27 protein-coding genes are annotated in these 25176 nt (G+C 40.5%); all 27 read right to left on the minus strand.

Features of this window, described 5'->3' with window-relative positions; all coding sequences use genetic code 11:
• Window positions 1-134: 134 nt before the first annotated feature.
• Window positions 135-1403: an RIP metalloprotease RseP gene (rseP, locus tag ACIQXR_RS11470; RefSeq protein ID WP_402868389.1), complete on the minus strand. Its 1269-nt coding sequence runs from the start codon at window positions 1401-1403 to the stop codon at window positions 135-137.
• Between the two features lie 7 nt (window positions 1404-1410).
• Complete coding sequence (gene dxr, locus ACIQXR_RS11475) at window positions 1411-2571, minus strand: 1-deoxy-D-xylulose-5-phosphate reductoisomerase (RefSeq protein WP_402956342.1); 1161 nt, start codon at window positions 2569-2571, stop codon at window positions 1411-1413.
• Window positions 2572-2612: 41 nt separating this feature from the next.
• Window positions 2613-3410 (minus strand): phosphatidate cytidylyltransferase, encoded by a 798-nt coding sequence (locus ACIQXR_RS11480; RefSeq protein ID WP_402868385.1) that lies wholly within the window; start codon window positions 3408-3410, stop codon window positions 2613-2615.
• A 25-nt stretch (window positions 3411-3435) separates the two neighbouring features.
• Complete coding sequence (locus ACIQXR_RS11485; protein WP_402868383.1) at window positions 3436-4209, minus strand: undecaprenyl pyrophosphate synthase; 774 nt, start codon at window positions 4207-4209, stop codon at window positions 3436-3438.
• A gap of 369 nt (window positions 4210-4578) precedes the next feature.
• On the minus strand, window positions 4579-5136 hold the full coding sequence (gene frr / locus ACIQXR_RS11490) for a ribosome recycling factor (RefSeq protein WP_402868382.1): 558 nt from the start codon (window positions 5134-5136) through the stop codon (window positions 4579-4581).
• A 3-nt stretch (window positions 5137-5139) separates the two neighbouring features.
• Entirely contained in the window at window positions 5140-5856 is a 717-nt protein-coding gene (pyrH, locus tag ACIQXR_RS11495; RefSeq protein WP_402868380.1) for a UMP kinase, read from the minus strand.
• 130 nt (window positions 5857-5986) lie between these two features.
• Window positions 5987-6871: a translation elongation factor Ts gene (tsf, locus tag ACIQXR_RS11500; protein WP_402868378.1), complete on the minus strand. Its 885-nt coding sequence runs from the start codon at window positions 6869-6871 to the stop codon at window positions 5987-5989.
• A gap of 283 nt (window positions 6872-7154) precedes the next feature.
• A complete protein-coding gene (rpsB, locus tag ACIQXR_RS11505; protein ID WP_402868377.1) occupies window positions 7155-7868 on the minus strand; it encodes a 30S ribosomal protein S2 in 714 nt (237 codons plus the stop codon).
• Between the two features lie 151 nt (window positions 7869-8019).
• Complete coding sequence (locus ACIQXR_RS11510; RefSeq protein WP_402868375.1) at window positions 8020-8655, minus strand: hypothetical protein; 636 nt, start codon at window positions 8653-8655, stop codon at window positions 8020-8022.
• Window positions 8656-8666: 11 nt separating this feature from the next.
• Window positions 8667-8984 (minus strand): hypothetical protein, encoded by a 318-nt coding sequence (locus ACIQXR_RS11515; protein WP_402868373.1) that lies wholly within the window; start codon window positions 8982-8984, stop codon window positions 8667-8669.
• Window positions 8985-9150: 166 nt separating this feature from the next.
• Window positions 9151-9918 (minus strand): FliA/WhiG family RNA polymerase sigma factor, encoded by a 768-nt coding sequence (locus ACIQXR_RS11520; RefSeq protein ID WP_402868372.1) that lies wholly within the window; start codon window positions 9916-9918, stop codon window positions 9151-9153.
• A gap of 122 nt (window positions 9919-10040) precedes the next feature.
• A complete protein-coding gene (locus ACIQXR_RS11525; RefSeq protein WP_402868370.1) occupies window positions 10041-10544 on the minus strand; it encodes a chemotaxis protein CheD in 504 nt (167 codons plus the stop codon).
• The gene (locus tag ACIQXR_RS11530; protein ID WP_402868368.1) at window positions 10537-11175 is read right to left on the minus strand and encodes a chemotaxis protein CheC; all 639 of its coding nucleotides are present in this window, start codon (window positions 11173-11175) and stop codon (window positions 10537-10539) included. The genes ACIQXR_RS11525 and ACIQXR_RS11530 overlap by 8 nt, the downstream gene beginning before the upstream one ends.
• Window positions 11176-11179: 4 nt before the next feature.
• Window positions 11180-11650 (minus strand): chemotaxis protein CheW, encoded by a 471-nt coding sequence (locus tag ACIQXR_RS11535; protein WP_402868366.1) that lies wholly within the window; start codon window positions 11648-11650, stop codon window positions 11180-11182.
• Between the two features lie 124 nt (window positions 11651-11774).
• On the minus strand, window positions 11775-13820 hold the full coding sequence (locus ACIQXR_RS11540; protein ID WP_402868364.1) for a chemotaxis protein CheW: 2046 nt from the start codon (window positions 13818-13820) through the stop codon (window positions 11775-11777).
• 20 nt (window positions 13821-13840) lie between these two features.
• Window positions 13841-14938 (minus strand): protein-glutamate methylesterase/protein-glutamine glutaminase, encoded by a 1098-nt coding sequence (locus ACIQXR_RS11545; RefSeq protein WP_402868362.1) that lies wholly within the window; start codon window positions 14936-14938, stop codon window positions 13841-13843.
• Between the two features lie 10 nt (window positions 14939-14948).
• Window positions 14949-15815, minus strand: coding sequence for a MinD/ParA family protein (locus ACIQXR_RS11550; RefSeq protein ID WP_402868361.1), 867 nt, complete (start codon window positions 15813-15815; stop codon window positions 14949-14951).
• On the minus strand, window positions 15799-16971 hold the full coding sequence (flhF, locus tag ACIQXR_RS11555; RefSeq protein WP_402868359.1) for a flagellar biosynthesis GTPase FlhF: 1173 nt from the start codon (window positions 16969-16971) through the stop codon (window positions 15799-15801). Before flhF ends, ACIQXR_RS11550 begins: the two co-directional genes overlap by 17 nt.
• The gene (gene flhA, locus ACIQXR_RS11560; protein WP_402868357.1) at window positions 16968-19004 is read right to left on the minus strand and encodes a flagellar biosynthesis protein FlhA; all 2037 of its coding nucleotides are present in this window, start codon (window positions 19002-19004) and stop codon (window positions 16968-16970) included. Before flhA ends, flhF begins: the two co-directional genes overlap by 4 nt.
• 37 nt (window positions 19005-19041) lie before the next feature.
• Entirely contained in the window at window positions 19042-20124 is a 1083-nt protein-coding gene (flhB, locus tag ACIQXR_RS11565; protein WP_402868355.1) for a flagellar biosynthesis protein FlhB, read from the minus strand.
• A 2-nt stretch (window positions 20125-20126) separates the two neighbouring features.
• The gene (gene fliR / locus ACIQXR_RS11570; protein WP_402868354.1) at window positions 20127-20903 is read right to left on the minus strand and encodes a flagellar biosynthetic protein FliR; all 777 of its coding nucleotides are present in this window, start codon (window positions 20901-20903) and stop codon (window positions 20127-20129) included.
• Between the two features lie 3 nt (window positions 20904-20906).
• The gene (fliQ, locus tag ACIQXR_RS11575) at window positions 20907-21176 is read right to left on the minus strand and encodes a flagellar biosynthesis protein FliQ (RefSeq protein ID WP_402868351.1); all 270 of its coding nucleotides are present in this window, start codon (window positions 21174-21176) and stop codon (window positions 20907-20909) included.
• Between the two features lie 14 nt (window positions 21177-21190).
• Window positions 21191-21856: a flagellar type III secretion system pore protein FliP gene (fliP, locus tag ACIQXR_RS11580; protein ID WP_402868349.1), complete on the minus strand. Its 666-nt coding sequence runs from the start codon at window positions 21854-21856 to the stop codon at window positions 21191-21193.
• Complete coding sequence (locus ACIQXR_RS11585) at window positions 21853-22527, minus strand: flagellar biosynthetic protein FliO (RefSeq protein WP_402868347.1); 675 nt, start codon at window positions 22525-22527, stop codon at window positions 21853-21855. The genes fliP and ACIQXR_RS11585 overlap by 4 nt, the downstream gene beginning before the upstream one ends.
• 19 nt (window positions 22528-22546) lie before the next feature.
• Complete coding sequence (gene cheY, locus ACIQXR_RS11590; protein ID WP_063231856.1) at window positions 22547-22909, minus strand: chemotaxis protein CheY; 363 nt, start codon at window positions 22907-22909, stop codon at window positions 22547-22549.
• Window positions 22910-22929: 20 nt separating this feature from the next.
• Window positions 22930-24165 (minus strand): flagellar motor switch phosphatase FliY, encoded by a 1236-nt coding sequence (gene fliY, locus ACIQXR_RS11595; RefSeq protein WP_402868345.1) that lies wholly within the window; start codon window positions 24163-24165, stop codon window positions 22930-22932.
• Window positions 24155-25153 (minus strand): flagellar motor switch protein FliM, encoded by a 999-nt coding sequence (gene fliM, locus ACIQXR_RS11600; RefSeq protein ID WP_402868343.1) that lies wholly within the window; start codon window positions 25151-25153, stop codon window positions 24155-24157. The genes fliY and fliM overlap by 11 nt, the downstream gene beginning before the upstream one ends.
• Window positions 25154-25176: the final 23 nt, after the last annotated feature.

Genomic DNA, 25176 nt, shown 5'->3' on the forward strand with positions numbered 1-25176 from the left:
TCGCTCTTTTTCGATTATACTTACGAATTCCCGATAAAACAAACTATTTTGCCCAAACTCTTCAAAAAGTTACAAGTAGATTCAAACAGCCAACAGATAGTTCTGCTGGCTTGTTTGGTTTCATTCATATCAGCTTATAGGAAGAATCTCTGGATGTCATTCCATGTCACGACGATCATTAACAACATCAGCAAAGCAAATCCGATGAAATGCACCATTCCTTCTTTTTGGCGATCAATTGGTTTTCCTCTTAAGAACTCAACCACGAAGAATAATAATCGTCCGCCGTCCAAAGCAGGTAACGGTAAAAGATTCATGATTCCTAAATTTATGCTGAGCAACCCAGCCCATTTCATCAACGTGAACAAGCCCTGTTTTGCGACTTCCTCAGTCGATTTATATATACCTACTGGACCAGATAGACTGTCAATCGTAAAGCCACCCGTTACTAGGTCACCCAGAATGATGAAAATCTGTTTCGTCCAAAAATACGTCTCCGTCGCACCATATTGAATGGCTTTTAGTGGAGCTTTTTCAACGGGAGGGTATACCCCGATGATTCCAATTTTCTGACCTTCCCTCTCGACTTCCTGAGGAGTAACTGGAACTTCTAACGTTTTACCGTCCCTATATACAACGAATTCGATTTCTTTACCGGGACTTTTTTGGATACTCGCCTGTACATCTTCCCAGGTTGTGACTTCCGTACCTTCAATCGATTGAATGGCATCCCCGGATTTAAGTCCAGAAGTAACGGCTGCACCGTCCTTAGTTAATTCACCCAGTTTGGCTTCGTCCACCACGACGCCTTGAAATAAACCAATCAATGTAAAAATAACAAAAGCTAGAACAAAGTTCATTGCTGGGCCCGCTAAGATTGTTAAAAAGCGGTGTCCAAGAGATTTAGATGCAAACTGGCGATCATAAGGGGCAATTTGGTTCTCGACCCCATTTTCAACGATTACGGCTTCCTTATGGATCGAAAACGTTTTTAACGTGTCTTCTTCTCCCTCTTCATATCCCGTAAGTATCAGTTTATGATCTAAATCTATCACTTCCACTTCGACAAGCCGAATATCCGGGTATTTGTCTTTGTTGTTCAAGATGATTTTCGTGACGGTTTCTTCTTCATCAAACATCAATCCCACACGGTAACCAGGTTTCAATTCAATATTTTCCGCATCTTCTCCGGCCATTCGAACGTATCCACCTAGAGGAAGAAGACGTATCGTATAGACCGTTTCCTTCTTTTTATATGTGAATACTTTTGGTCCAAATCCGATTGCAAATTCGCGGCATAGAATTCCAGCACGCTTCGCAAATACTAAGTGTCCAAGCTCATGGAAAAAAACAAGAGCGCCAAAAATGATAATGAACGCTATAAGCGTTTCTAGAGTCTGCATGTTCTGGTCACCTATCTTTCACTAAGGATTCTATAAACTTCCTTGTCATTTTATCGACTTCCTGGATCGTTTCTAAGTCAGGACTCGCTATGACAGAATGTTTGTTAAGCGCTCTTTCTATCAGGGTTTCAATTTCTAGGAAAGAAACTTTTCCAGATAAAAATGCAGCTACTGCAGCTTCATTTGCAGCATTCAACACCGTTGTCATCGTGCCGCCCATTTTACCTGCTTTGTAAGCGAATTGCAAACAAGGATATCGAGTGAAGTCCATTTCACTAAAGTGGAGTTTTCCCGCTTCAGCCAAATTCAAACGCTTCCGTCCTACAAGAGGCAGTCGATCTGGATATGTAAGGGCAAATTGGATGGGTACACGCATATCAGGTGTACCTAACTGTGCCATCACACTGGAATCATGAAATTCCACCATTGAGTGGATAATGCTCTCCCTATGGAGAAGCACGTCAATCTTTTCGTATGGAAGATCAAACAACCAGTGTGCCTCGATTACTTCCAATCCCTTGTTCATCATGGATGCTGAATCGATGGTGATTTTAGCCCCCATAGACCAGTTTGGATGGTTTAAAGCCTCTTCTACCGTGACGCCTTTTAGCTCTTCACGGGTTCGATCACGGAAACTTCCACCAGAGGCAGTAATGACTAAGCGCTCGATATTTTTTTCTTGTTCACCCTGAAGTGCTTGAAAAATTGCTGAATGCTCACTATCGACCGGAAGCAGCCTTACCCCGGCCTTTTTCGCTTCATCAATGACCAAATGGCCCGCTGTTACCAAAGTCTCCTTATTGGCAATCGCAATATCCTTACCGGCTTTAATCGCTTGCAAAGTCGGATAAAGTCCTACGCTGCCGATGACCGCATTCACTAAGACTGTTGCTTGATTATACACAGCCACTGCCGTTATTCCCTCATCGCCATACATGAACTCAATATCTTTCCGGTTAGAGAACTCGCTTTTCAAAACCTCATAATCTTCTTTTGTCTGTACGGAAACTAGTTCTGGTTCAAACTCTTTTATATAGGTTCTGACCAAAGCAATATTCTTTCCGGCCGAAAGTGCCACTATCTTAAATTGATCGGGATGGGCCCTGACCACATCCGCCGTTTGCTTGCCTATCGAACCTGTTGCACCCAGAAGGCTGATATACTTCAAATCCGTTCATCTCCTAATTCCATATAACCTTACCTTTTTAATTATAATACATGCAATAAATGTAAGATTGGTAAAATAAATATTAAACTATCCAGCCTGTCTAAAATCCCGCCATGACCAGGTAGGATCTTTCCTGAATCCTTTACGCCATAATGACGTTTATAAGCCGATTGAACAAGGTCTCCCAGTTGGCCGAAGATTGCTATGATTAACGATATCAACAACAATTGCCATATCGAATAGTCAAGGGATGAAAATACGTAAAAAAGCACACCTACGACTAACGCGGAAACTACGCCTCCCAAAAATCCCTCGACTGTTTTATTAGGACTGATTTCAGGCCATAACTTCCTCTTACCGATTGCTTTTCCAATGAAGTATGCTCCTGAATCGGTTGCCCATATCGTAAATAAAGTAAGAAGGATATAGACTAGACCTAGAGATTCATTGTCACGTGTTTCAAAGAAATAGTAAAAGCCGATGCCTAAGTAAAGAATCGTAATGACCAAAAATCCTGCATCATCGAAAGTGAACATATTTTTCGAAAGGACCGTATAAAGCAATAGCACTAAAACGCCGATTAAGAAAATCTGTACTTTGTCATAATTATTTTCAGTTAAAAACGTGCTATATTCATTCGGCAGTAATAATATCCAAAGTAAAACATGTGAAAGAATCGCCTCAAAGGAGAATACACGCATCTTTTTCATTTTCATCAATTCATACAAACCGATAGATGCTAGAAGGTAGATTACCAATAAAAAGGGAAGCTTCCCTATCATCACGATTGGAATGAAGATGGCGGCAGCGATGACTGCCGTAATAATTCTCTGTTTCATTATTCCTATTTCCTCACCTTCTACATTAAACGCCACCGAACCTGCGTGAACGTTTTTGATACTCCTCGACAGCCTGTAGTAAATGACCTTCACTAAAGTCCGGCCATAACACATCCGTAAACCATAGCTCGGTATACGCTGACTGCCAAAGCATGAAGTTGCTTAACCTTTTTTCGCCGCTTGTACGGATCAACAAATCCGGATCCAGCAAATGTTGTGTCATTAAGTAGCTTGATACTATTTCCTCAGAAACATTTTCCTTTATTATACCATTTTTCACATCATGTATGATGCTGTTGACCGCCGCAACTATTTCTCCACGGCTTCCATAATTAAGGGCAAAGTTCAAAATCATCCCGTTATTATTTTTCGTATCCTCCATCGCTTGTTTAACTGCTTTCTGAGTATGTGACGGGATTAACGATAAGTCTCCCATCATCTCCACCCTTACATTTTCAGCTATAAGCTCTGGCAAAAAGGTGCCTAGGAATTCCTGTGGAAGTTTCATCAAAAAATCGACTTCACTTTTCGGACGTTTCCAATTTTCTGTGGAGAACGCATAAACGGTCAACGTTTTTATTCCCAACTCATTAGAAATCTTTGTTATTTTTCGAACGGTTTTCATTCCTTCATGGTGGCCTGCCACACGTGGCAGCGCACGTTTTTTAGCCCATCGGCCGTTTCCATCCATAATAATGGCAATATGTTGAGGAACATTAGACTCCTTAATATGCTGGATCCTACTTGCTACATCGGAAGAAGCATCTTTTTTAACGAAACGCTTCCATAGTGAATACATATGTTAGTCCCCCATTAGGTTGTACTTATCTCTACAAAGGCAATATTTACGTGCACTATGTATATTTTTTGGATTCTAAATAAGAACAGAATCTATATTATAATATCAAAAAAAAACTTGTTCTCATATTATTATTATGAAAATATTATCTTCATTAGAAGTTGGCAAGAAATAAATAATGCATATCCTTTCAAGAAGAAAAGGCAAAAAGGACCTCCTCCATCATTTTCAAGCTCTTACTAACTCAGGCGTAATCATAATCGGAGAAACCTTATTATAACAGTTTTCTCTTTTTAACACACCTATATGTTAGATCAAAGACATGACCACAATGGATTCGGCCCTTTTATTCAATGCTTTTAGAAGGGATTAGACTTCTAGAATTTCTTTTTCTTTATCTTTTGTAATATCATCGATTTTTGAGATGTTGCCATCCGTCATCTTTTGAATGTCATCTGCATAACCGCGCAAATCATCTTCTGTGATATCGCCATTTTTCTCAAGCTTTTTCAACTCATCGTTAGCATCACGGCGAACGTTACGAACCGCTATTTTTGCTTCTTCGGCTTCTTTCTTAACGACCTTGACAAGTTCTTTCCTACGTTCTTCTGTTAACGCAGGAATGGCAATCCTGATTATAGAACCATCATTAGAAGGATTTAATCCTAAATCCGATTTCAAAATTGCTTTTTCAATCTCGCCCAAAATCGTTTTGTCATAAGGCTGGATGACTAAAAGTCTTGCTTCTGGTACAGAAATGCCCGCCATTTGATTAATAGGTGTTTGGGATCCGTAATAATCAATTGAGATTCTATCAAGCAATGAGGCATTTGCTCTTCCGGCACGGATGCTGGCTAATTCACGTGTGTAAGCGCTAATGGCTTTTTCCATTTTCGTTTTCGCATTCGAAATAACTTGTTTCGGCATCTTTTATTTCCCCCTTACAATAGTTCCAAGCGTTTCGCCTAATACAGCGCGCTTAATATTACCTTTTTCCATAATAGAGAAGACAATCAATGGAATATCATTGTCCATACATAGCGAGGACGCAGTAGAATCCATGACTTGTAATCCGTCTTTTATCACATCAAGATATGAAAGCTCATCATACTTCACTGCATTTTTGTCTTTAACAGGATCAGCATTGTATACTCCATCCACATTGTTCTTCGCCATCAAGATGACATCCGCTTCAATTTCAGCTGCACGTAATGCGGCAGTCGTATCCGTTGAGAAATATGGGTTTCCTGTTCCTGCTGCAAAAATGACTACTCTCTTTTTCTCCAGGTGTCTAATTGCACGTCGTCTAATATATGGTTCTGCCACTTGTCTCATCTCAATGGACGTTTGGACCCGCGTTTCAATCCCAAGCTGCTCGAGGCTATCTTGTAACGCCAATGAATTCATGACTGTAGCGAGCATGCCCATATAATCGGCATTTGCACGGTCCATGCCCATTTCACTACCGATTTTCCCGCGCCATATGTTTCCGCCACCGACAACCACAGCTACTTCTACATCCAATTCAGCTACTTCTTTTACTTGTTCTGCAATCGACTTTATAACTGCAGGATTAATTCCGAAACCCTCGTCTCCAGCCAATGCTTCACCACTGAGTTTCAATACGACACGTTTATATTTAGCCATGAGAACCTCCAACTATGTAATCTTTTTGTTCGTCCATCATGCTCATTCTTGCATTAATCAAAAATTCAGGACATTTTAAAAAATAGGGAACACTATAGTGTTCCCTATTTAACCATTTTCTTACAATCAATTAGTCCTTTTTAACTTGGTTCATTACTTCTTCAGCAAAGTTTTCTTGACGTTTTTCAAGACCTTCCCCTACTTCGTAACGTACGAATGAAAGGATTTTTCCGCCTAGTGCTTCAACGAATTGTCCTACTTTTTGATCTGGGTTTTTAACGAAAGCTTGTTCGTTTACACAGATTTCTTCGTAGAATTTGTTGATACGTCCTTCAACCATTTTAGCAACGATTTTTTCTGGCTTGCCTTCGTTTAGGGCTTGTTGAGTAAGAACTTCACGTTCGTGCTCTAGCTCAGTAGCGTCTACTTGGTCACGAGAAACATATTTTGGGTTAAGAGCTGCGATGTGCATAGAAACACCTTTAGCTGCTTCAGCATCAGTTGTACCTTCAAGAACTGTAAGTACGCTGATACGTCCACCCATGTGTAGGTAAGCGCCGAAAGCATCGCTGTCTGTTTTTGTAACGACTTGGAAACGGCGAAGAGTTAATTTTTCACCAATTTTAGCTACTGCTGCATTGATATGATCAGCAACTTTCACACCGTTTTCCATTGTTTGCTCAAGAGCAGCTTCTACAGTTTCAGGCTTGTTAGCCAATAAGAATGAAGCCAATTCTTTAACAAGAGTTTGGAAACCTTCGTTTTTAGCAACGAAATCAGTTTCTGAGTTCACTTCAAGGATTACTGCTTGGTTTCCGTCTACTACGATAGAAGTTAACCCTTCAGCAGCGATACGGTCGCCTTTATTGGCAGCTTTTGCAATTCCTTTTTCGCGAAGGAAGTCAATCGCTTTATCCATATTTCCTTCAGTTTGTACAAGTGCTTTTTTGCAGTCCATCATGCCAGCGCCAGTTTTTTCACGCAATTCTTTAACTAATTGTGCAGTGATTGCCATAATATAAATCCTCCTCAAATTAAGTGCGGTTTATTCAGTCTTTACCCATTTTGCTAGATAATACTTGTTTTCAACAACAAATACAACAAATCGCAGCAAATTTTTACAAAAAATATTTATTGGTCAACGTTATGACAAATAAGCTCTGTTCTCTCCAGTTTCAAAAATCAGCCGTGATAAGGCACGGGATTTATGTATGCTTATTTAGTGCAAAAAAAAGGGATAAAAGGCATTATCCTCTTATCACCTTTTTTTCTCACTAGTTAAGCAGTTCTGTCAACTATTAAGCAGTAGTTGTTTCAGTTGCTGTTTCTTCGCCTTGTTTAGCTTCTAAGATAGCATCTGCCATTTTACCTGTTAATAATTTAACAGCACGGATTGCATCGTCATTCGCAGGAATAACTACGTCGATTTCGTCCGGATCACAGTTTGTATCAACGATACCAACAAGTGGAATGTTTAATTTGTGTGCTTCCGCAACAGCAATACGCTCTTTGCGAGGGTCGATAACGAAGATCGCATCTGGAAGAGTCTTCATATCTTTAATACCGCCTAAGAATTTTTCTAAGCGATCCCATTCTTTTTTAAGTTGGATTACTTCTTTTTTAGGAAGCACTTCGAAAGTTCCGTTAGCGTCCATTTTTTCGATATCTTTAAGACGATTAATACGTTTTTGGATTGTTTCAAAGTTTGTTAAAGTTCCACCTAACCAACGTTGGTTTACATAGTACATACCAGAGCGGATAGCTTCTTCTTTAACTGATTCTTGAGCTTGTTTTTTAGTACCAACGAAAAGAACAGTTCCACCGTTAGCAGCTAGTTCTTTAACGAAGTTATAAGCTTCTTCAACCTTTTTAACTGTTTTTTGAAGGTCGATGATGTAGATGCCGTTACGCTCAGTGAAGATATATTTCTTCATCTTAGGGTTCCAGCGACGTGTTTGGTGTCCGAAATGCACACCAGCTTCAAGCAATTGTTTCATAGAAATGACTGACATTTTAGTTCCTCCTAAATGGTTTTGTTTTTCCTCCGCTCCGATCATTTTCATACAGAAACTGTATAAACAGCACCATCTGCTAGAATCACGGGCGTGTGTATTAACACCATTTCATAATATATCATACTCAGGTGATACAATCAAGCATTATTTATCTATCCATACGGAACTTTAATATAAGCTCAATTTCCGTTTGACCCCTATTTAATTTTTTGGCGATATCTTCAATTGAAAGACCTTGCTCTACTAAATAGTCTACCTGTTCATTTAATGATAATTCTTCTAAAGAATCCTGTAGCATGGCTGAAAAATCTTTTTCCACGCGTGCCTCTTGTTTGGTTAAAATGGAGGCCTCCGCCGAAAGTTCGAGCTTGTCCTTCACTTCATTGGCTGGCTTGAATTCTTCTTCTATTCCAGTCTGGTTCATATAAGCATTAGCAGCCTGCAATTTCTTCCCGTTAAAACTTGGTTCTTTATAGTCAGGGAATGATTCCTTTTCTAGTTCTGCTTCCTTTTCTATAGGTGGCCTTGTTTTTACTATTACTGACTCTTCTATCTTTTTCTCATTAGGTAAGACGTCAGTTTGTGTAAAAGCTTTTATCAAGGCTTCGTTATCTTCCTTCATTTCCATTAGATAGCCTGTTAGTAGTTCTTCCATTTCAATTATGGTGGCTTTTTGTTCCTTTTCTAGCTTACTTAATCGATTTTGTCTAAGATACAAAAGAATAACGGCGAAAATCGTGAAAATATTTAGACTAAAAAGGAGTAACATAAAAAATACTGACATGGTGCCTCCTCTTAACCGGAATAGTCGATACTCTTTCCTTTATAGGGATGGGGATCTATATTCTCTGTTGTTTGTCTCGTATTGTCTTTCTTCCTACGCTGTTTAAAAAACGGACCCTTATCCGCGCTGCCTTCCTTTTCATAAAAATGAGCTGGGAGCTTTTGTTCCTCGCCCATTACAGTCGTTTGTTTTCGTTTCTCTTCTTTTCTTCCTTGATGGGTGGCATGATCCTGTTGGATTAGATTTTTTTGTAAAAGTTGTTCTTGGATCTTTCCGGCATCTTGGGTTCTTGGAAGGGCAATTTGCATCTCGATTGCTTTTAAACTCACAGCCATCCACCCCTATATTTCTATAGTGATTCTTCTGTATAACTGCCTGTGTTACACATGTTCTTCCCATGGATTCAAAATGTTCGGAATGGTCTATCCAAAATGATAAATCCATGCATTTCTCATAGAGCATGCCTCGAAGCATGACACTAAATAAAAATATGGGTTAACTTTTTTTATCCTGCATAGCATGTCTAAGTTTAAATATCGCCCTTGAGTGAATTTGCGATATTCTTGATGTGGAAAGACTCATCACTTGTCCAATTTCCGTCAGCGTAAGTTCTTCTTTATAAAAAAGTTGCAATACCAACTGTTCTTTCTCATTTAGTGTTTCTATGACCTTTGCTAGCTCTGCATACAATTCTTGTCTTAGAACATTCTCTTCAGGCAGGTCTGCTTTATCATCTTTAATATGGAAATTCGTTTTTTCTTTGTCATCCTGTTCTTGAGGATTTTCATCCATGGATAAAACATTGGCAAAGAAATGCTCGTTAAGTGCAGCATATACTTCATCTTCCGGAATATTTAATTCAAATGCAATTTCCTTTGGTGTAAGGTTCCGCATATATTTTTGTTCCAATTTTTCAATAGCTGAATCGATTTTTTTCGCTTTATCCCTCGCACTCCGCGGTAGCCAATCCTCTTTCCTTAAACCATCCAATATGGCCCCACGGATCCGGAATGAAGCATATGTGTCAAATTTCAGATCACGCTTTGGATCAAAGCGCTCCAAGGCATCAAATAAGCCCATCATCCCTAAGCTCCTAATGTCATCACGACTGACATTCCTAGGAAGGCTGACTGAAATACGTTGGACATGGTAAGATACAAGCGGAACATATTTCTTCACCAAAACGTCCCCTGCTTGCGGGTCCCTGCAATCGACCCAATTTTTCCAGCATAACTGTTCTTCTTCGATAGTCAGTTGAGACATGGGATTTCCTCCTAACATTGTTTACGTTTTGTAATCAAAACGGTCCTCGAAGGCTCTAGGTGCAACAATATTTTGATTGCAGTGTTCCCGTCACTTTCCGGCTGCGCAAATTTCATCTTCCCTTAAATATTTCTAGTCCCTTTATTTACTGTCCGGATATTAAGCATGCACTTTGTCACATTGAATTCTATCGTCCTACCACTGTTCCCGCCGACGTCCTCCGAAACGACCTGTATTCGTAAATCAGCCAATTCTTTCCGGACAGCTTCAACATTTCGGGGTCCTATTCTCATTAAATCCCCCCCAGAGGCAAATTGAAACATTTGTGCACCTCCAGCCAGCTTTGCTTTCAAAAAAGCAGGCCTTGCTCCTTCCTTCACCAGACGATTCACCAATTCCTTTACGGCTGTATCGGCAAACTTGGCCCGATTAATCTGACCAGACTTAGCAAGTGAAGAATCCGGCAACATGACATGCGCCAAACCGGCAATCTCTCTTTTCTCATCATAAATGACGACCCCTACGCATGAACCAAGCCCTGAAGTGCGAATCGAATAAGGAGGTTTTACAGTATTCATATCCGCTATCCCCACTTTAACAACTTGGATTTGCAATAATTCAACCATTTATTGTCACTCCCAGGGCAGCAAAAATAGTATCAAAGGAATCAGGATCGGGCAGTAAAAAGAAATGGCCATTGATAGATTCAGCAAACCTCTCATTCTGCGCTAGGACGGTATCTATCACAATAGCAGAATCACTTACTTGTGATAATTCCAGTAATCCATAACTGATAGTTGCTCCCACCATATCGATATTCAAGGAAGGAACCGATGGATATATATTCAACTTAGTAAAATCCGATAAAGAAGAAAGATAGGATCCCGACAAGATATTCCCTAATTCCTGTAGACAAGAAAGAGCTAATTCAGAATGCTGTGGTTTATCAATGGAGAAGGTTTCATCCCCTATCATCTGTTGAATGAAATATTCAGCTACAGGTAATGAAAGGATAAAAATCATGCTTCCAGTGGCATCTCCTTCAATTCGCAAAAAGACACTAGCCACAACATGTTCTGCTCCCCCTGCCAATTCCATCATTTCATCAAAGGAAACTACCCGGACATTAGGAACATTCATATCTATTTTTTTATTAAGAATGGCAGAGAGTGCAGTAGCAGCATGTCCCGCCCCAATATTCCCAATTTCTTTGAGGATATCAAGGTGGATGGGGTTGATTTTATCAATAAATGACATCCCTTTATCCTTCTTTTCTCACGATTTCATTTGCTTCGAGACTTAAGGCCTTCTCCAAATTCACCAATACAAGCAAACGTTTTTCAATTTTTGCGACACCGCTGATATATTCAGAAGAAAAATGACCGACAACTTCCGGCTGAGGCTCAATGCTCTCGACAGGAATGTCAAGCACATCATTGGCTGAATCGACAATCAACCCTACTTCGATGTCATCAAGGACAACAATGATGATCCTCGTTGAATCGTTATATTCAACCTCTTCAAAACCGAAACGGACTCTTAAATCAATAATGGGGGTAATCACACCCCTTAAATTAATCACACCTTTAACAAATGGAACGGCCTTGGGTACCCTTGTTATATGCAAAAGTTTTTCTATTCCACTTACTTTATCCACCGGAATCGCATATTCTTTGTCTTTGATTTGAAACACGATTACTTTTATATCTTGAACAGGACTTGTGATCGACATTCAATTACCCTCCTCTTTTTACCCCTCAACCATATCTACTGTTCATCCATTGACCCTTGTTTCCAAAGGGTCTCCAGTAATCAAATGGTAGGAAGGATTGTAGCGAATCTATATATTAAAATGGTCAGTGAATCAATGCATTGCAATCGACAATCAAGGCTACTTGGCCATCGCCTAAAATAGTAGCTCCAGATATGGCAAATGCAGTCGATAAATAATTACCTAATGACTTCAAGACGATTTCAAGTTGCCCTATAAAGGAATCCACTACAAGTCCCGCCATTTTTTCGCCTTTCCTGACTATAACGATTGAAAGAAACTCTTCTTCTTCGTTTTGTACGGGCACTTCAAAAATGTCCTTTAGGAACAGGAGTGGCAGCACTTTTCCTCTAAAGTCGATCACTTGTTGATTATGGGCATTCATAATATCTTCTTTTCTTATAATGGCTGTCTCTATAATAGAAGAAAGAGGGATTGCATATTTCTCCTGTTGAATTTCAACTAACATGACGGAAATGATAGATAACGTCAAAGGAAGTTGTATGAGAAAAATGGACCCTTCATTCTCCTTAGAGTCGATTGTTACCGATCCGCCCAGTGATTCTATTGTGTTCTTCACGACATCCAAACCTACGCCACGGCCAGATACATCCGAAATGGTATCGGCTGTGGAGAAACCTGAAGCGAAAATCAATTCATAAATTTGCTTATCCGATAGTGTTGCGGCGGTTTCCTTCGTTAGTATTCCATTGGAAAGGGCTTTACTTAAAACCCGTTCTTTATTAATACCAGCTCCATCATCTTCAATTTCAATGAACACATGGTTACCGCTATGATAGGCCTTTAATAGAATCTTCCCTACTTCATTTTTCCCCATAGAAAGACGCTTTTCAGGTGTCTCCACTCCATGATCCATCGCGTTTCTTAATAAATGAACGAGTGGGTCGCCAATTTCATCAATGACCGTTCGGTCCAATTCAGTTTCAGCGCCGATAATCTCTAAATCTACCTTTTTATTTAAATCCCTCGCTAATTGGCGTACCATTTTCGGAAAACGGTTGAATACCGTTTCGACAGGAACCATGCGCATGTTCAACACAATCGTTTGCAAATCGCTTGTTACGCGGGACATTCTTTCCACAGTTTCGTGCAGTTCCTGGTTATCCAAATCGCTTGAAATTTGATCTAACCTTCCTCTATCGATAACTAGTTCTTCAAATAAGTTCATTAATATATCTAGCCGCTCGATATTTACCCGAATGGTCTTGCTTGGAGCATGCTTGACCGTTTTTTTTGTTTCTTTAGCCTCATTGATTGAAGGTGACTGGTCCGTACCTTCCTGAGGCTTTTTATCGGCCGCTTTTTTTTCCTCTTTAATATTTGCAGCATGACGTAGTTCTTCCAGATTTAGGGCTGTTATTTCGACGACATCCACTTCTGAAACCTTCATGATTTTTTTCTTGGTCTCTTCAATCGATTCATTGGTCACCAATGTAACCGTGAATTTCTGATCAAATTGTTCTTCCTCCAAAAGTTCAGCGGGTGGATTCGATTTTATCACCTCACCTGACTTTTCAAGAACTTCAAACACCATAAACACTCTTGCAGCTTTTAAAAGGCAGTCGTCACGTAAGCTGATTGAAATTTCATAGCTTTTAAATCCTTGTTCCTTGGATTGCTGCAAAACAGTCATTTCGAATTCGTCATATTCGCCCATCGTTGCTTGTTCCATTGTTTCTAGAACGGGAGATGCTGCTGCCGTTTCATTAATTGTAGGGATAACCAGTGATTCACCTTTTTCGATTTGTTGCAATTTTCGCACCACGTTCGTCACATCACGTTTGCCATCTCCGCCTTCAGCAATCGACATGACAATTGCTTCTAGGTCATCCACCGCCAAGAATATTACGTCGAACAGTTCAGGAGTTAGGATAATTTTGCTGTTCCGGATCGCGTCTAGAACATTTTCCATTTTATGGGTCAAATTAGCTAAATCCTCATAGCCCATTGTAGCCGACATACCTTTTAAAGTATGTGCGGAACGAAAAATCTCATTGACTATCGAAAGATCCTCCGGGTTCTTCTCAAGTACCAACAGCTGTTCACTACACGTTTGAAGATGTTCTTTACTTTCTTCAATAAATACCTCTAAATACTGATTCATATCCATACAATCTCCACCCCCGTATGTTAGCAATAGCCAATTATGGCTTTTGCTATTTTATCTACATCCTCTATGCTATCTATTAAATTGGTAGCAATCGCCGCCTTTGGCATTCCAAAGACAATTGACGTCTCCTGTGACTCTGCTATTGCCTTTAAGGGACCAGTTCTTTTCAACTTGGTAAGCCCGCTTGAACCATCCATACCCATTCCAGTCATGACAACAGCTATTTTTGCAAATTCCGCTATTTCACTTACTGATTCGAAAAGCACATCCACCGAAGGACGGTGCCCATTTCGCTGCTCGGATTGATCCAATTCTACCGCAAGACTCAACCCAACTTTTTTCACTTTGAAATGGAATCCCCCCGGAGCGATATATGCTACTCCTTTTTGAATCAATTCCCCATCTTCCGCTTCCTTTACCCGTATCCTCGATAATGAATTGAGCCTATCGGCTAAGGATTTCGTGAAGCTGGGAGGCATATGCTGGACAATCAAAATAGGGGCATCGATATTTTCCGGGAGACCCGTCAATACTGTCTGCAAAGCCCTTGGTCCTCCTGTCGATGTACCAATAACTACAATCTTTTTATTCCCATGGAACCATTTTTTCATATTATTATCAATATCGCTATTTTCTTTTGATTCTATTTTACTATATTTTTTCCAGTCTGATGGGTTTCTTTCAACATTTATCGCATTTTTTTGTAGTTTGTGAACATTTGCAAGGCTGGCTGCCATAACTTTCTCACATAGTTCTTCCTTAATTTTATGCAAATCCAGTGAAATAGCCCCTGAAGGCTTAGCAATAAAGTCAATGGCGCCACTCTGCATGGCGATACACGTACTTTCCGTCCCTTCCTTCGTCGTGCTTGATAGCATGACCACTGCTGTCGGACATTCTTCCATAATTCGGTTTAACGCTTCTAATCCATCCATAACCGGCATTTCAACATCCAAGGTGACGACATCCGGTTTCAACGATTTTATTTTTAATAAAGCATCTTTTCCGTTCCTGGCCGTCCCAATGATTTCCATTCTATTATCTTCTGCTAAAAGTTCAGAAATCAGCTTCCTCATAAACGCGGAATCATCCACTATCAACACTTTAACCTTTTCCATATAAGGAAACCTACTTTCCAAGAAAATATCGTTTCATATTTTGCAGGAAATTACTTTTTTGTATAATTGATTCTTCACCAAAGCCATGATTTACATATCTAGATCCAATCTCGATTAGAGATTTGGAAACAGCCGCATCAGGATAAGAAAGAATAAAAGGAATTTGCTTGGAAACCGCTTTGGAAACGGATCTATCATCGGGGAGATATCCAAGTGCAACCATCTCCGCCCCAAGGAATTTCCTCAGAGCATTTTGAAGTCTGATCATCGTTTCTTTCCCTTCCTTTTTCGTGAACACCCTGTTGCAAACGAGAAAAAATGGAATCTCATCATTTACTGAATGAATGTATTTCATCGTAGAGTAAGCATCCATCACAGAAGTCGGTTCTGGGGTTGTGATGATGATTAACTCATCCACACACAAAAGGAATTTTGCGGAGTCCTGTGTGATACCGGCCCCCATATCAAACAATATATAATCATAACTCTCTAGGAGAGAACCAAATTCTTCAGTAAAACGTGCATATTTATCTTCATCTAAAGTAAAAAGGTGGGTCAGCCCCGTTCCACCTGTTATTACGGAAATTTGTTCCGGTCCTGTGGTCATGATCTCTTTCAAGCTTAGACCATCTTCAAAAAAATCAACGATGCTATATGGAGAATGCTGCCCAAATAAGATATCTATATTACCCATTCCAATATCCATATCGAACAACAATACCTTTTTTCCCAGTTTCGACAAGGAGATGGCAAAGTTCAAAGAAAAGTTGGATTTACCGACTCCACCTTTTCCACTCAAGATGGCAAGTGTCTTGGCCATTGAATGGTTTTTTTGCAATTCCAGTCTCCTTCTTAGATTTTCAGCTTGATCTTTCATAATCTTTAGCTCCAAGAACCATCTTTAATAAATTGGATGAAGTTGCTTTTTCAATATCATCTGGCACATTTTGTCCATTTGTTATATAAGCTACCCCCAATTTATGAGTGTGAATAAAATTAAAGATTGAACCAAAAGTAGACGTTTCATCCGCTTTCGTAAAAATGATCTGCTTAATCGGAATCGTCGTGAACTGTCGATAAATATCCTCCATGTCCTTTTGCTTCGAGGTCAATGAAAGCACTAAATACGTTTCCATCTCATCTGTGAAGTGGATGATTTCCCCTAGGTCTTTAACATACTGCGGATTACGAAAATTCCTTCCAGCTGTATCGATAAAAACATAATCATAATGAGAAAAGCGTTCTGTGGCTTTTTTGAAATCTTCCAAGTTATAAGCCACTTCGATTGGAACGTTTAGAATCTTTGCATATGTCTTCAACTGATCGATAGCAGCTATCCTATACGTGTCGGTTGTAATGAAAGCTACCTTCTTATCATGCTTCAGCATGGTCTCTGCTGCTACCTTGGCTAAAGTTGTTGTCTTGCCAACACCTGTCGGACCTACAATATTAATATATTTCTTCTGCAGGCCGGGCCTTCCATTCGGTACCTGATCCACTAGTTTACACAAAGATGCTTCTAGCCAGTTTTTAATTTCTTCATCAGTAGAATCCTCTTTAGTAGCAAACCATTTATCAAGGAGCTCGTCCATGATTTGTGAGCGGATAACTGTATTGACATCCTGTTCGATAAGATACTCATAAACCTGTTGTAATTTCTCCGGATAATGAGCGTGTGATGGGATTTGTATATTTCTTATCATCCCTTTTAACCCTTCAATTTCCTTTAACAGTTCAACATCTCCCCGGTTGATTTGTTTTGATGCGACCGGTTCATTGATTTTCACTATAGAACTCTCAAGTGCCGGTTTTACAGGCAGCTTTTTCTCTTTTTGTTTAGTTACAGGTTGGGCGGGCTGTGAAACGGGATCGATGGCAGCCATGACTTCAATATTCCTTTTCTTGAACAATCCTAGAAAACCACCCGTGAATACCGCTTTCGAACTTAAAATGACCGCTTCACTGCCTAACTCTTGTCGTATCTGCTTCATGGCTTCAGACATGGAAGGTGCCATATATTTCTTTACTCTCAATCAATATTCACCACCCCTACACTTTGTACTTCTACATTTGATTCGAGTTCATTGTATGAAAGAATCGGTACATTGGGAAAATAACGTTCTGTCAATTGTCGAGCGTACATACGTACAGCTGGGGAGCAAAGCACAATCGGTTGATGATCCATCAAAGTCAGCTCCTCCAATTTACTGGCAATCGCCTCTAGTATCGACTGGGATACAGTAGGATCGAGCGATAAAAAGTTACCATGTTCAGTTTGTTGTACCGCATCTGCAATCGCCTTCTCCACTTTTCCCGATAAAGTGATGACTTTTATCCGGTTTTCTCCTGAAATAAAGGAGTTCGTAATTTGCCTTGCTAAATTCTGCCTTACATATTCAGTGAGCAAATCGGTATCAGTAGATAACTTTCCATAATCAGCAAGCGTTTCAAAAATGATTGGTAAGTTCCTTATCGAAACTTTTTCTTTCAATAGTTTTGCCAATACCTTTTGGACATCCCCAATCGATAATGGATTCGGGGTGACCTCCTCGACGAGAATCGGCGATGTTTCTCGTAGATGATCGATTAATTGTTTCGTTTCCTGCCTGCCCAAAAGTTCATGAGCATTAGCTTTGATAACTTCCGTTAAATGCGTGGAAACCACACTTGGAGGATCCACCACGGTATAGCCCATCATTTCCGCATGCTCTTTCATGTCTTCCGTAATCCATTTAGCAGGCAGACCGAATGACGGTTCAACCGTATCGATTCCTTCTATTGTATCGTCCTCTATGCCAGGACTCATGGCTAAATAGTGGTTCAAAAGTAATTCTCCGTTGGCAATTTCACTTCCCTTGATCTTCAAGCGATACTCATTAGGATTCAACTGGATATTATCCCGAATCCGAACCACCGGGATGATCAAACCCATTTCGATTGCCAGCTGTCTGCGAATCATGACAACCCGATCGAGAAGGTCTCCTCCCTGATTCGTATCGGCAAGGGGGATTAGTCCATAGCCAAACTCAAATTCAATGGGGTCGACACTCAAAAGGTTCACGACGCTTTCAGGACTTTTCATTTCGTCCGTTTCCAATACTTCTTCCATCTCCTGGATTTCATTTTCATCAGGTTGTGGTGTTTTGGAAATGACATATCCACCCAGAACCAACAAAGCGGCAATCGGCATTGTGAATACATCCGATATGGGGGTGAATAATCCCAGGAGGAAAATTGTTGCCGCAGTCAAGTACAGCATTTTAGGAAATTGAAATAACTGCTCAACGATATCCGCACCTAAATTTCCATTAGATGCCGCACGAGTCACGACAATCCCTGTAGCCGTTGAAATCAGTAATGCCGGCACTTGGCTGACGATTCCATCACCCACCGATAACATGGAAAAATGGACGGCTGATTCGCCAAAGCTCATGTCCAATTGCATGACACCGATGATCATCCCAAAAATCAAGTTGATGATGACAATGATGATACCTGCAATGGCATCACCTTTTACGAACTTGCTCGCCCCGTCCATGGATCCATAGAAATCGGCTTCGTTGCTGATTTTTTCTCGCCTTGTGCGTGCTTCGCCTTCAGATATCATCCCAGCGTTCAAATCCGCGTCAATGGCCATCTGTTTCCCAGGCATCGCATCCAGCGTAAACCTTGCCGCAACTTCAGATACCCTTTCGGACCCTTTCGTGATGACAATGAAATTGATGATGACTAAGATTATAAATACCACTAAACCGACAAGCACATTCCCTCCAACCACAAAGGAGCCAAAGGTTTCAACGACACCGCCAGCATCTCCATACGTCAAAATGGCACGAGTCGTGGACACATTCAAACCGAGTCTGAATAGTGTTAATAATAAGAGCAGCGACGGAAAGATTGAAAACTCAAGCGGCTCTTTCATATTCATCGTAGTCAATAGAACCAACAGCGCAAGAGATATATTTAAAAGAAGTAAAATACTTAATAACCAAGTTGGTAATGGTATGACCAACATGGCGACAATCATGATGACACTCGATATAACAACCAAATCTCTTGCTCGCATGTTTTTCTCTCCTAACTAACAGGTAACAACCTACCTTTTAAAGCTTGCCTTTCGTTTTATATACAAAGGCCAGTATTTCAGCGACTGCCTTAAAAAACTCTTCCGGTATCGCTTGTCCCACTTCGGCTTGATCATATAACGATCTTGCCAAAGGCCGATTTTCCACCATGACGACATCATTTTCTTTTGCGATATATTTAATCTTCTGAGCAACAAAATCCACACCCTTCGCCACGACAAAGGGAGCTTCCGCTTCATTTTCATCATATTTTAGAGCAATGGCAAAATGCGTGGGGTTTGTAATGACAACGTCCGCATTCGGCACTTCCTGCATCATTCTCTGGGCAGCCATCTGACGTTGCTTTTGCCTGATCTTAGATTTAATGAGCGGGTCGCCTTCAGAATTTTTATATTCATCCTTAATATCTTGCTTAGACATGCGGATGTTTTTTTCAAAGTCATATTTTTGATACATATAGTCCAATAGTGCAATGAACAATAAAGCCACGGCAGCATAATACCCTACTTTAATCGTAATATCCGCCAATGTTGCCATTGCATCTGCCACAGATATCTGTGATAAAATCATGATCTCTTCCATACGGTTCCAAAGTACATAAAAAGCAACAAAACCAACAAATGATATTTTAAGAATGGATTTCAATAATTCAACAATTGCCCTCATGGAAAAAATTCGTTTAAACCCTTTAATGGGGTCCAGCTTTTCGAGCTTGAACTGAATTGATTCCGTAGAAAACATAAAACCGATTTGCATCACATTGGCCAAAATCCCTGCTACCACTGCTGCCAGAAAAACAGGACCCAGAACAAGTCCCATCTCTACAAGAATTTCGAGCAAAATGACTTGCATCCCCTCTTCACTGAAATCAGCCATCGTGAAGTTCTGTAGGTATTTCTTCATAAGGGAGAGTAAATGATTGTACATATAGGGTCCCATCAACAGCAACACTGAGAATACAGTTATTAAATTAACTGAGGTGTTGACATCCTGGCTTTTGGCAACTTGCCCTTTTTTCTTTGAATCCTGACGTTTTTTTGGGGTTGCCTTTTCCGTTTTTTCACCGGCGAAAAACTGTAAATCCAGTTGTATCCATTCCATTGTCATAAGCCCCCGATCAGCTGCATTAACTGACGCATCGTCAGGAGCATGAAGTTAAATAACTGTGACACAACCGTCATCATCATTCCCATGACTATGATGACAATCGCTAAACCCACGATGATTTTCACAGGGATGCCGACAACAAAAACATTTAGTTGAGGAACGGTCCTTGCTAGGATACCAAGCGTGACATCCACTAAAAATATGCTCCCCACTACTGGGATTGCCATTTGAAAGGCAATCATAAATGCTTTACTAAACGCCTTGGCCAAGTACTCAATTATTGTTTGGTCGCCGAACGGGACGAACAATTGGTCAATCGGGATAAATTGATAGCTATAAAAGATTCCATCCAGTAGTAAATGATGACCATTGGTGCTTAATAGAAACAATAGGGCTATCGTGTATAAATATTGTCCCATCAAGGGACTTTGTGCTCCTGTTTGTGGATCGATGACATTTGCTATCGAAAAGCCCAGTTGAAAATCGATTAACCCACCGGCAATTTGGACCGCAGACAAGATCATATAAGCAGCAAACCCAATGAAAAGTCCTACAAGTGCTTCCTTCATGATCAATAAATAAAAAGTCACATCCAAATCCAGAACCGGGGCATCGATGGTATAGTACATGATCCAAGCCAGGAAAACCCCTAACCCGATTCTGTGCTGTATCGGAATTGATCGATACGAAAAAATCGGCATGGCCACGAAAAAGGTGGTAACCCTGACTACTATTAATAAAAAAGCAGGAAAGTAAGGGAATATTTCCTCCATGCCCTAACCTACAAATCGATTCAAATTACCGAATATATCATTGGCGTATGATAATAGATGACTGAGCATCCATGGGGCCAATAAAATAAGCGCCAATAAAACAGCCACAATTTTCGGAACGAAGGCCAATGTCTGCTCCTGAATCTGAGTGGTCGCCTGAAAGATACTTACTAATAACCCGACCACAAGAGCTATCAACATCAACGGACCCGCAATAATCAACACCATATAAATCCCTTTTTCTGCTACATCAATCACATAATCTGCACTCATCTTTTCTCACCTGCTTAAAAACTCTGTAATAACGACTTCACTACTAAATACCAACCATCAACAAGAATGAAGAGAAGGATCTTGAATGGGAGGGAAATCATGACCGGCGGTAACATCATCATCCCCATTGACATCAGGACGCTGGCAATGACCATATCTATCACTAAAAATGGAATGAAAATCATGAATCCGATTTGAAAGGCCGTTTTAATTTCACTGATTGCAAATGCTGGAACAAAGGCAGTCAAGGGGATATCCTGTATCGTTTTTGGCTGTTCTACCTGGGCATAGTCAAGAAATAAGGCCAGGTCTTTCTGTCTCGTATGAGCGCTCATAAATTCCTTAAAAGGAATCGCTGCTTGCTCATACGCCTCTTCCAAATCAATTTCTTCATTAAATAAAGGAGTCAATGCCTTCTCATTCACTTCCTGGAAAGTGGGAGCCATGATGAAAAAAGTCATGAAAAGAGCCAAGCCGACCAGTACCTGGTTCGGCGGCATCTGTTGCGTCGCCAGCGAAGTCCTCACAAAACTGAGTACGATGATGATCCTCGTAAAACACGTCATTAAAATCAATATGCTCGGAGCAAGAGATAAAACGGTTAGCAAAAGAACTAACTTGACGGAAGTAGAGACGCTAGTGGGATCACTGTTGTTAAAGAACTCCATGAACTCATTCATTCTTTGTCTCTTCCTTTCCTATCAAGTTCTTTTAACAGCTTCTTCCTGCTTTTAGACATTTTCTCGAGCTGATTTTTGAACTCCGAGGAAAAACTATTAGTCTCATTTTCATCCTTTTTCAGCCATTTGCCTTTCATTTTTTCCACAAGATCTCTTGGCTGGATCATCTGGTCTATTTTCCCATTGTAATCTTCTATCAGCTGTTCATATTCTTTTGGATCATCTATTTCCTTTAAAAGTTGGATGTTTTCACCAACCCCTACGACTAGAATCCTTCCTCCGACTTTTACAAGCTGTACGGATCGGTTTGCCCCGAGACTCGTGCCTCCCAGATTCTCAACCGAATTGGCTTTTTGATACGTTTTGCTTTTCTTTCCTACAAATCTTAAAACTATATAAAGCAGCACGACCACAAAAATGGTCGCAAGAATCATCCTGAGGAACTCCCATCCAGTAATTCCTACTTTTTCAGGATTCGTTGCTTCATCGGTAGATTGGGAATTGGTAGAAAGAGATTCTTTTGATTTATCGGTTTTATCCGTTTTTGAATTTCCTGGCTCAAAAAAATTCTTTACTGTGTCATCCTGATCTTGTGCATGGGCCTGAATGGCCCCGCAAAACACAATGACTAGCGCTAATGAAACTTGAAGCCATTTTTTTAAAGCAAACAATATGAAGACACCCTCTTAGTTAGCTTAGTGCTTTATTTATGGCTTCCAATACGCGATCCGCTTGGAACGGTTTTACAATGAAATCTTTGGCTCCCGCTTGAATGGCATCAATGACCATCGCTTGTTGGCCCATTGCAGAGCACATGATGACCTTGGCTTGAGGATTTACCTTTTTAATTTCCTTTAATGCGGTAATTCCATCCATTTCAGGCATCGTTATATCCATCGTTACAAGATCCGGGTGCGTTTCTTTATATTTCTCAACTGCTTGGGCTCCATCTGCCGCTTCTCCGACAATCTCAAAGCCATTTTTAGAAAGGATGTCCTTGATCATCATTCTCATAAATGCTGCATCGTCTACAATTAATATTCTATTTGCCATTTTGTTTCTTCCCCCAAATTTTATCTAATTTTTTTTAATCGGTCGGTCTGACTCATAATATCAGTAACTCGAACTCCAAAGTTTTCATCAATGACAACAACTTCACCTTTTGCGATTAACCGGCTGTTTACAAGAATATCAACAGGTTCCCCAGCCAGTTTATCCAATTCAATGATAGAACCGGATGATAACTCCAGGATTTCCTTGACCGAACGCTTTGTCCTGCCAAGCTCTACCGTTACTTGAAGAGGAATGTCCATCAGCATGCTTAGGTTCTTCGTTTCCGATTCTTGAAGTTGATAAGGCTGAAAACTTGTGAAACTAGCTGGTTGGATATTTACAGGCTTTCCATTGGATGCACTTGGTGAACCAAAATGCTGAGGTTCATTGGGCATTTGATAAGTCTGTTGTTGTGCCTGATAAGGCATTTGTGCATATGGATCATGGGCTGATTGGTTCGTAATCGGCATCTGTGATTGAACAGTCGCTTGTGTCGGAATGCTCTGTGGCTGATTTTTGGCCACCTGTTCCATTTCCTTTGGAATTTCGGCAGGTTCACTATCTCCGGTACCATTCAATAGTTCATCGACCAATCCCTTAGCGAACTCTAAAGGCAATAACTGCATGATGCTGGAATCAATTAAATCACCGACGCGCAACCGGAACGAAATTTTTGCAAATAGATCTTCGTTCGGGATGGCGTCCTCGCCTTCGCCGTTCAAAAAATTGAGTAAATCTATGCTAGGTGGAGAAATATCAACCTTTTTGCTGAAAATGGTCGACATTGACGTAGCGGCGGACCCCATCATTTGATTCATTGCTTCCTGGACCGCGCTTAATTGGATTTCACCTAGCATATCCGAAGGACTTAATCCATCACCACCCAACATCAAATCGGCGATGATGGCTGCATCACTTTGCTTGATAACAAGCATATTGATACCGGAAAAACCCTCCGTATACCTTACTTGGATGGCCACATATGGCTGTGGAAACTCCTCTGCTATCTTACCCTTTTCAATGATGGTAACAGTCGGAGTCGTGATATCCACCTTTTGGTTCAATAAGGTAGATAATGCAGTTGCTGAGCTTCCGAAAGAGATATTCCCGATTTCACCGAGTGCATCCAGTTCCATTGCTGATAAATAATCAGCAATGGGAAGCGAGCTTACCCCTTCATCTGTTTCATCTGTATCATCTGTACCTTTTAAAAGGGCATCTATTTCGTCTTGTGAAAGCATTTCGTCACTTACCATCTTCGTCTCCCCCTTTCAAAATATCAAGAATCTGGATGGCATGTTTTTTACCTACTTTGCCTGGCTGCCCACTATATTTTGGAATTCCTCCAACTTTAATTAATAAAGGTTGATCGATTGCCTGATTTAAATCGATAACATCACCTACATCAAGAAGCAGAAAATCCTGTATGGTAATATCAGTGGTTCCAAGCTCAGATATAATCGGGAGGTCTGAATTCCTGATACGCGTTTCCAAGACCTTGATTTCCTCAGGCAGTCTTTCTTTTTGGGACGTTTCCATCCAGTAATGAGCAGATAACTTTGGTATGATTGGTTCTAATACGACGTGCGGTATACATATATTGATCATTCCACTTGTTTCACCAATCTGGGTATTCAACGAAATGACCACCACTGTGTCATTGGGTGAAACTAGCTGTAAGAACTGCGGATTCACTTCGAATTCCGTCATCACCGGTTCGATTTCGACAATTGTCTCCCAGGCTTCCTGTAAATTTTCAAAAGCCTTCTCAAAGAGGTTTGACATGATTTTCGTTTCGATTTCCGTTAGACTGTCAACTTTATTTGCACTGACGCCCCTGCCGCCCAACACCCGGTCCATCATGGAATACGCAATATTCGGGTTGACCTCCAGTATGATGCGACCATCCAAGGGTGGGACCTCGAATACATTCAAAATCGTCATTTTTGGGATGGACCGTATAAATTCTTCATAAGGGATTTGGTCAGCGGAAGCGACCGAAATTTGAACATAGGTTCTTAGCTGCGCTGAAAAGTAGGTTGTCAATAACCTTGCGAAATTGTCATGGATGCGTGTCAAACTCCTGATTTGGTCTTTCGAGAACCGGAGCGCTCTCTTGAAGTCGTACACTTTCACCCTTTTTTCTATTTCTTCTTTCTTTAAATCGTCTGCATCCATTTCTCCTGTAGAAATCGCTGATAGTAGTGCATCAATTTCATTTTGCGATAATATTTCCCCGGACATTAGCATTCACCTCCAAAACTTCC

The sequence above is a fragment of the Peribacillus sp. NPDC097224 genome (assembly GCF_044761985.1).
In the GTDB taxonomy this organism is placed as follows: domain Bacteria; phylum Bacillota; class Bacilli; order Bacillales; family DSM-1321; genus Peribacillus.

Coding starts and splice junctions, on each gene's coding strand:
- ACIQXR_RS11525 (WP_402868370.1), bottom strand. CDS start 10,544: ATGGTTGAATTATTGCAAATCCAAGTTGTTAAAGTGGGGATAGCGGAT.
- fliP (WP_402868349.1), bottom strand. CDS start 21,856: ATGAATGAGTTCATGGAGTTCTTTAACAACAGTGATCCCACTAGCGTC.
- ACIQXR_RS11480 (WP_402868385.1), bottom strand. CDS start 3,410: ATGAAACAGAGAATTATTACGGCAGTCATCGCTGCCGCCATCTTCATT.
- frr (WP_402868382.1), bottom strand. CDS start 5,136: ATGCCGAAACAAGTTATTTCGAATGCGAAAACGAAAATGGAAAAAGCC.
- pyrH (WP_402868380.1), bottom strand. CDS start 5,856: ATGGCTAAATATAAACGTGTCGTATTGAAACTCAGTGGTGAAGCATTG.
- rseP (WP_402868389.1), bottom strand. CDS start 1,403: ATGCAGACTCTAGAAACGCTTATAGCGTTCATTATCATTTTTGGCGCT.
- fliY (WP_402868345.1), bottom strand. CDS start 24,165: ATGGTAAGTGACGAAATGCTTTCACAAGACGAAATAGATGCCCTTTTA.
- fliQ (WP_402868351.1), bottom strand. CDS start 21,176: ATGAGTGCAGATTATGTGATTGATGTAGCAGAAAAAGGGATTTATATG.
- cheY (WP_063231856.1), bottom strand. CDS start 22,909: ATGGCAAATAGAATATTAATTGTAGACGATGCAGCATTTATGAGAATG.
- ACIQXR_RS11535 (WP_402868366.1), bottom strand. CDS start 11,650: ATGTCGATCACAAGTCCTGTTCAAGATATAAAAGTAATCGTGTTTCAA.
- ACIQXR_RS11530 (WP_402868368.1), bottom strand. CDS start 11,175: ATGTCATTTATTGATAAAATCAACCCCATCCACCTTGATATCCTCAAA.
- fliR (WP_402868354.1), bottom strand. CDS start 20,903: ATGGAGGAAATATTCCCTTACTTTCCTGCTTTTTTATTAATAGTAGTC.
- tsf (WP_402868378.1), bottom strand. CDS start 6,871: ATGGCAATCACTGCACAATTAGTTAAAGAATTGCGTGAAAAAACTGGC.
- ACIQXR_RS11540 (WP_402868364.1), bottom strand. CDS start 13,820: ATGGATATGAATCAGTATTTAGAGGTATTTATTGAAGAAAGTAAAGAA.
- ACIQXR_RS11550 (WP_402868361.1), bottom strand. CDS start 15,815: ATGAAAGATCAAGCTGAAAATCTAAGAAGGAGACTGGAATTGCAAAAA.
- flhA (WP_402868357.1), bottom strand. CDS start 19,004: ATGCGAGCAAGAGATTTGGTTGTTATATCGAGTGTCATCATGATTGTC.
- ACIQXR_RS11485 (WP_402868383.1), bottom strand. CDS start 4,209: ATGTATTCACTATGGAAGCGTTTCGTTAAAAAAGATGCTTCTTCCGAT.
- fliM (WP_402868343.1), bottom strand. CDS start 25,153: ATGTCCGGGGAAATATTATCGCAAAATGAAATTGATGCACTACTATCA.
- ACIQXR_RS11510 (WP_402868375.1), bottom strand. CDS start 8,655: ATGTCAGTATTTTTTATGTTACTCCTTTTTAGTCTAAATATTTTCACG.
- ACIQXR_RS11545 (WP_402868362.1), bottom strand. CDS start 14,938: ATGGAAAAGGTTAAAGTGTTGATAGTGGATGATTCCGCGTTTATGAGG.
- flhB (WP_402868355.1), bottom strand. CDS start 20,124: ATGGAATGGATACAACTGGATTTACAGTTTTTCGCCGGTGAAAAAACG.
- rpsB (WP_402868377.1), bottom strand. CDS start 7,868: ATGTCAGTCATTTCTATGAAACAATTGCTTGAAGCTGGTGTGCATTTC.
- ACIQXR_RS11520 (WP_402868372.1), bottom strand. CDS start 9,918: ATGTCTCAACTGACTATCGAAGAAGAACAGTTATGCTGGAAAAATTGG.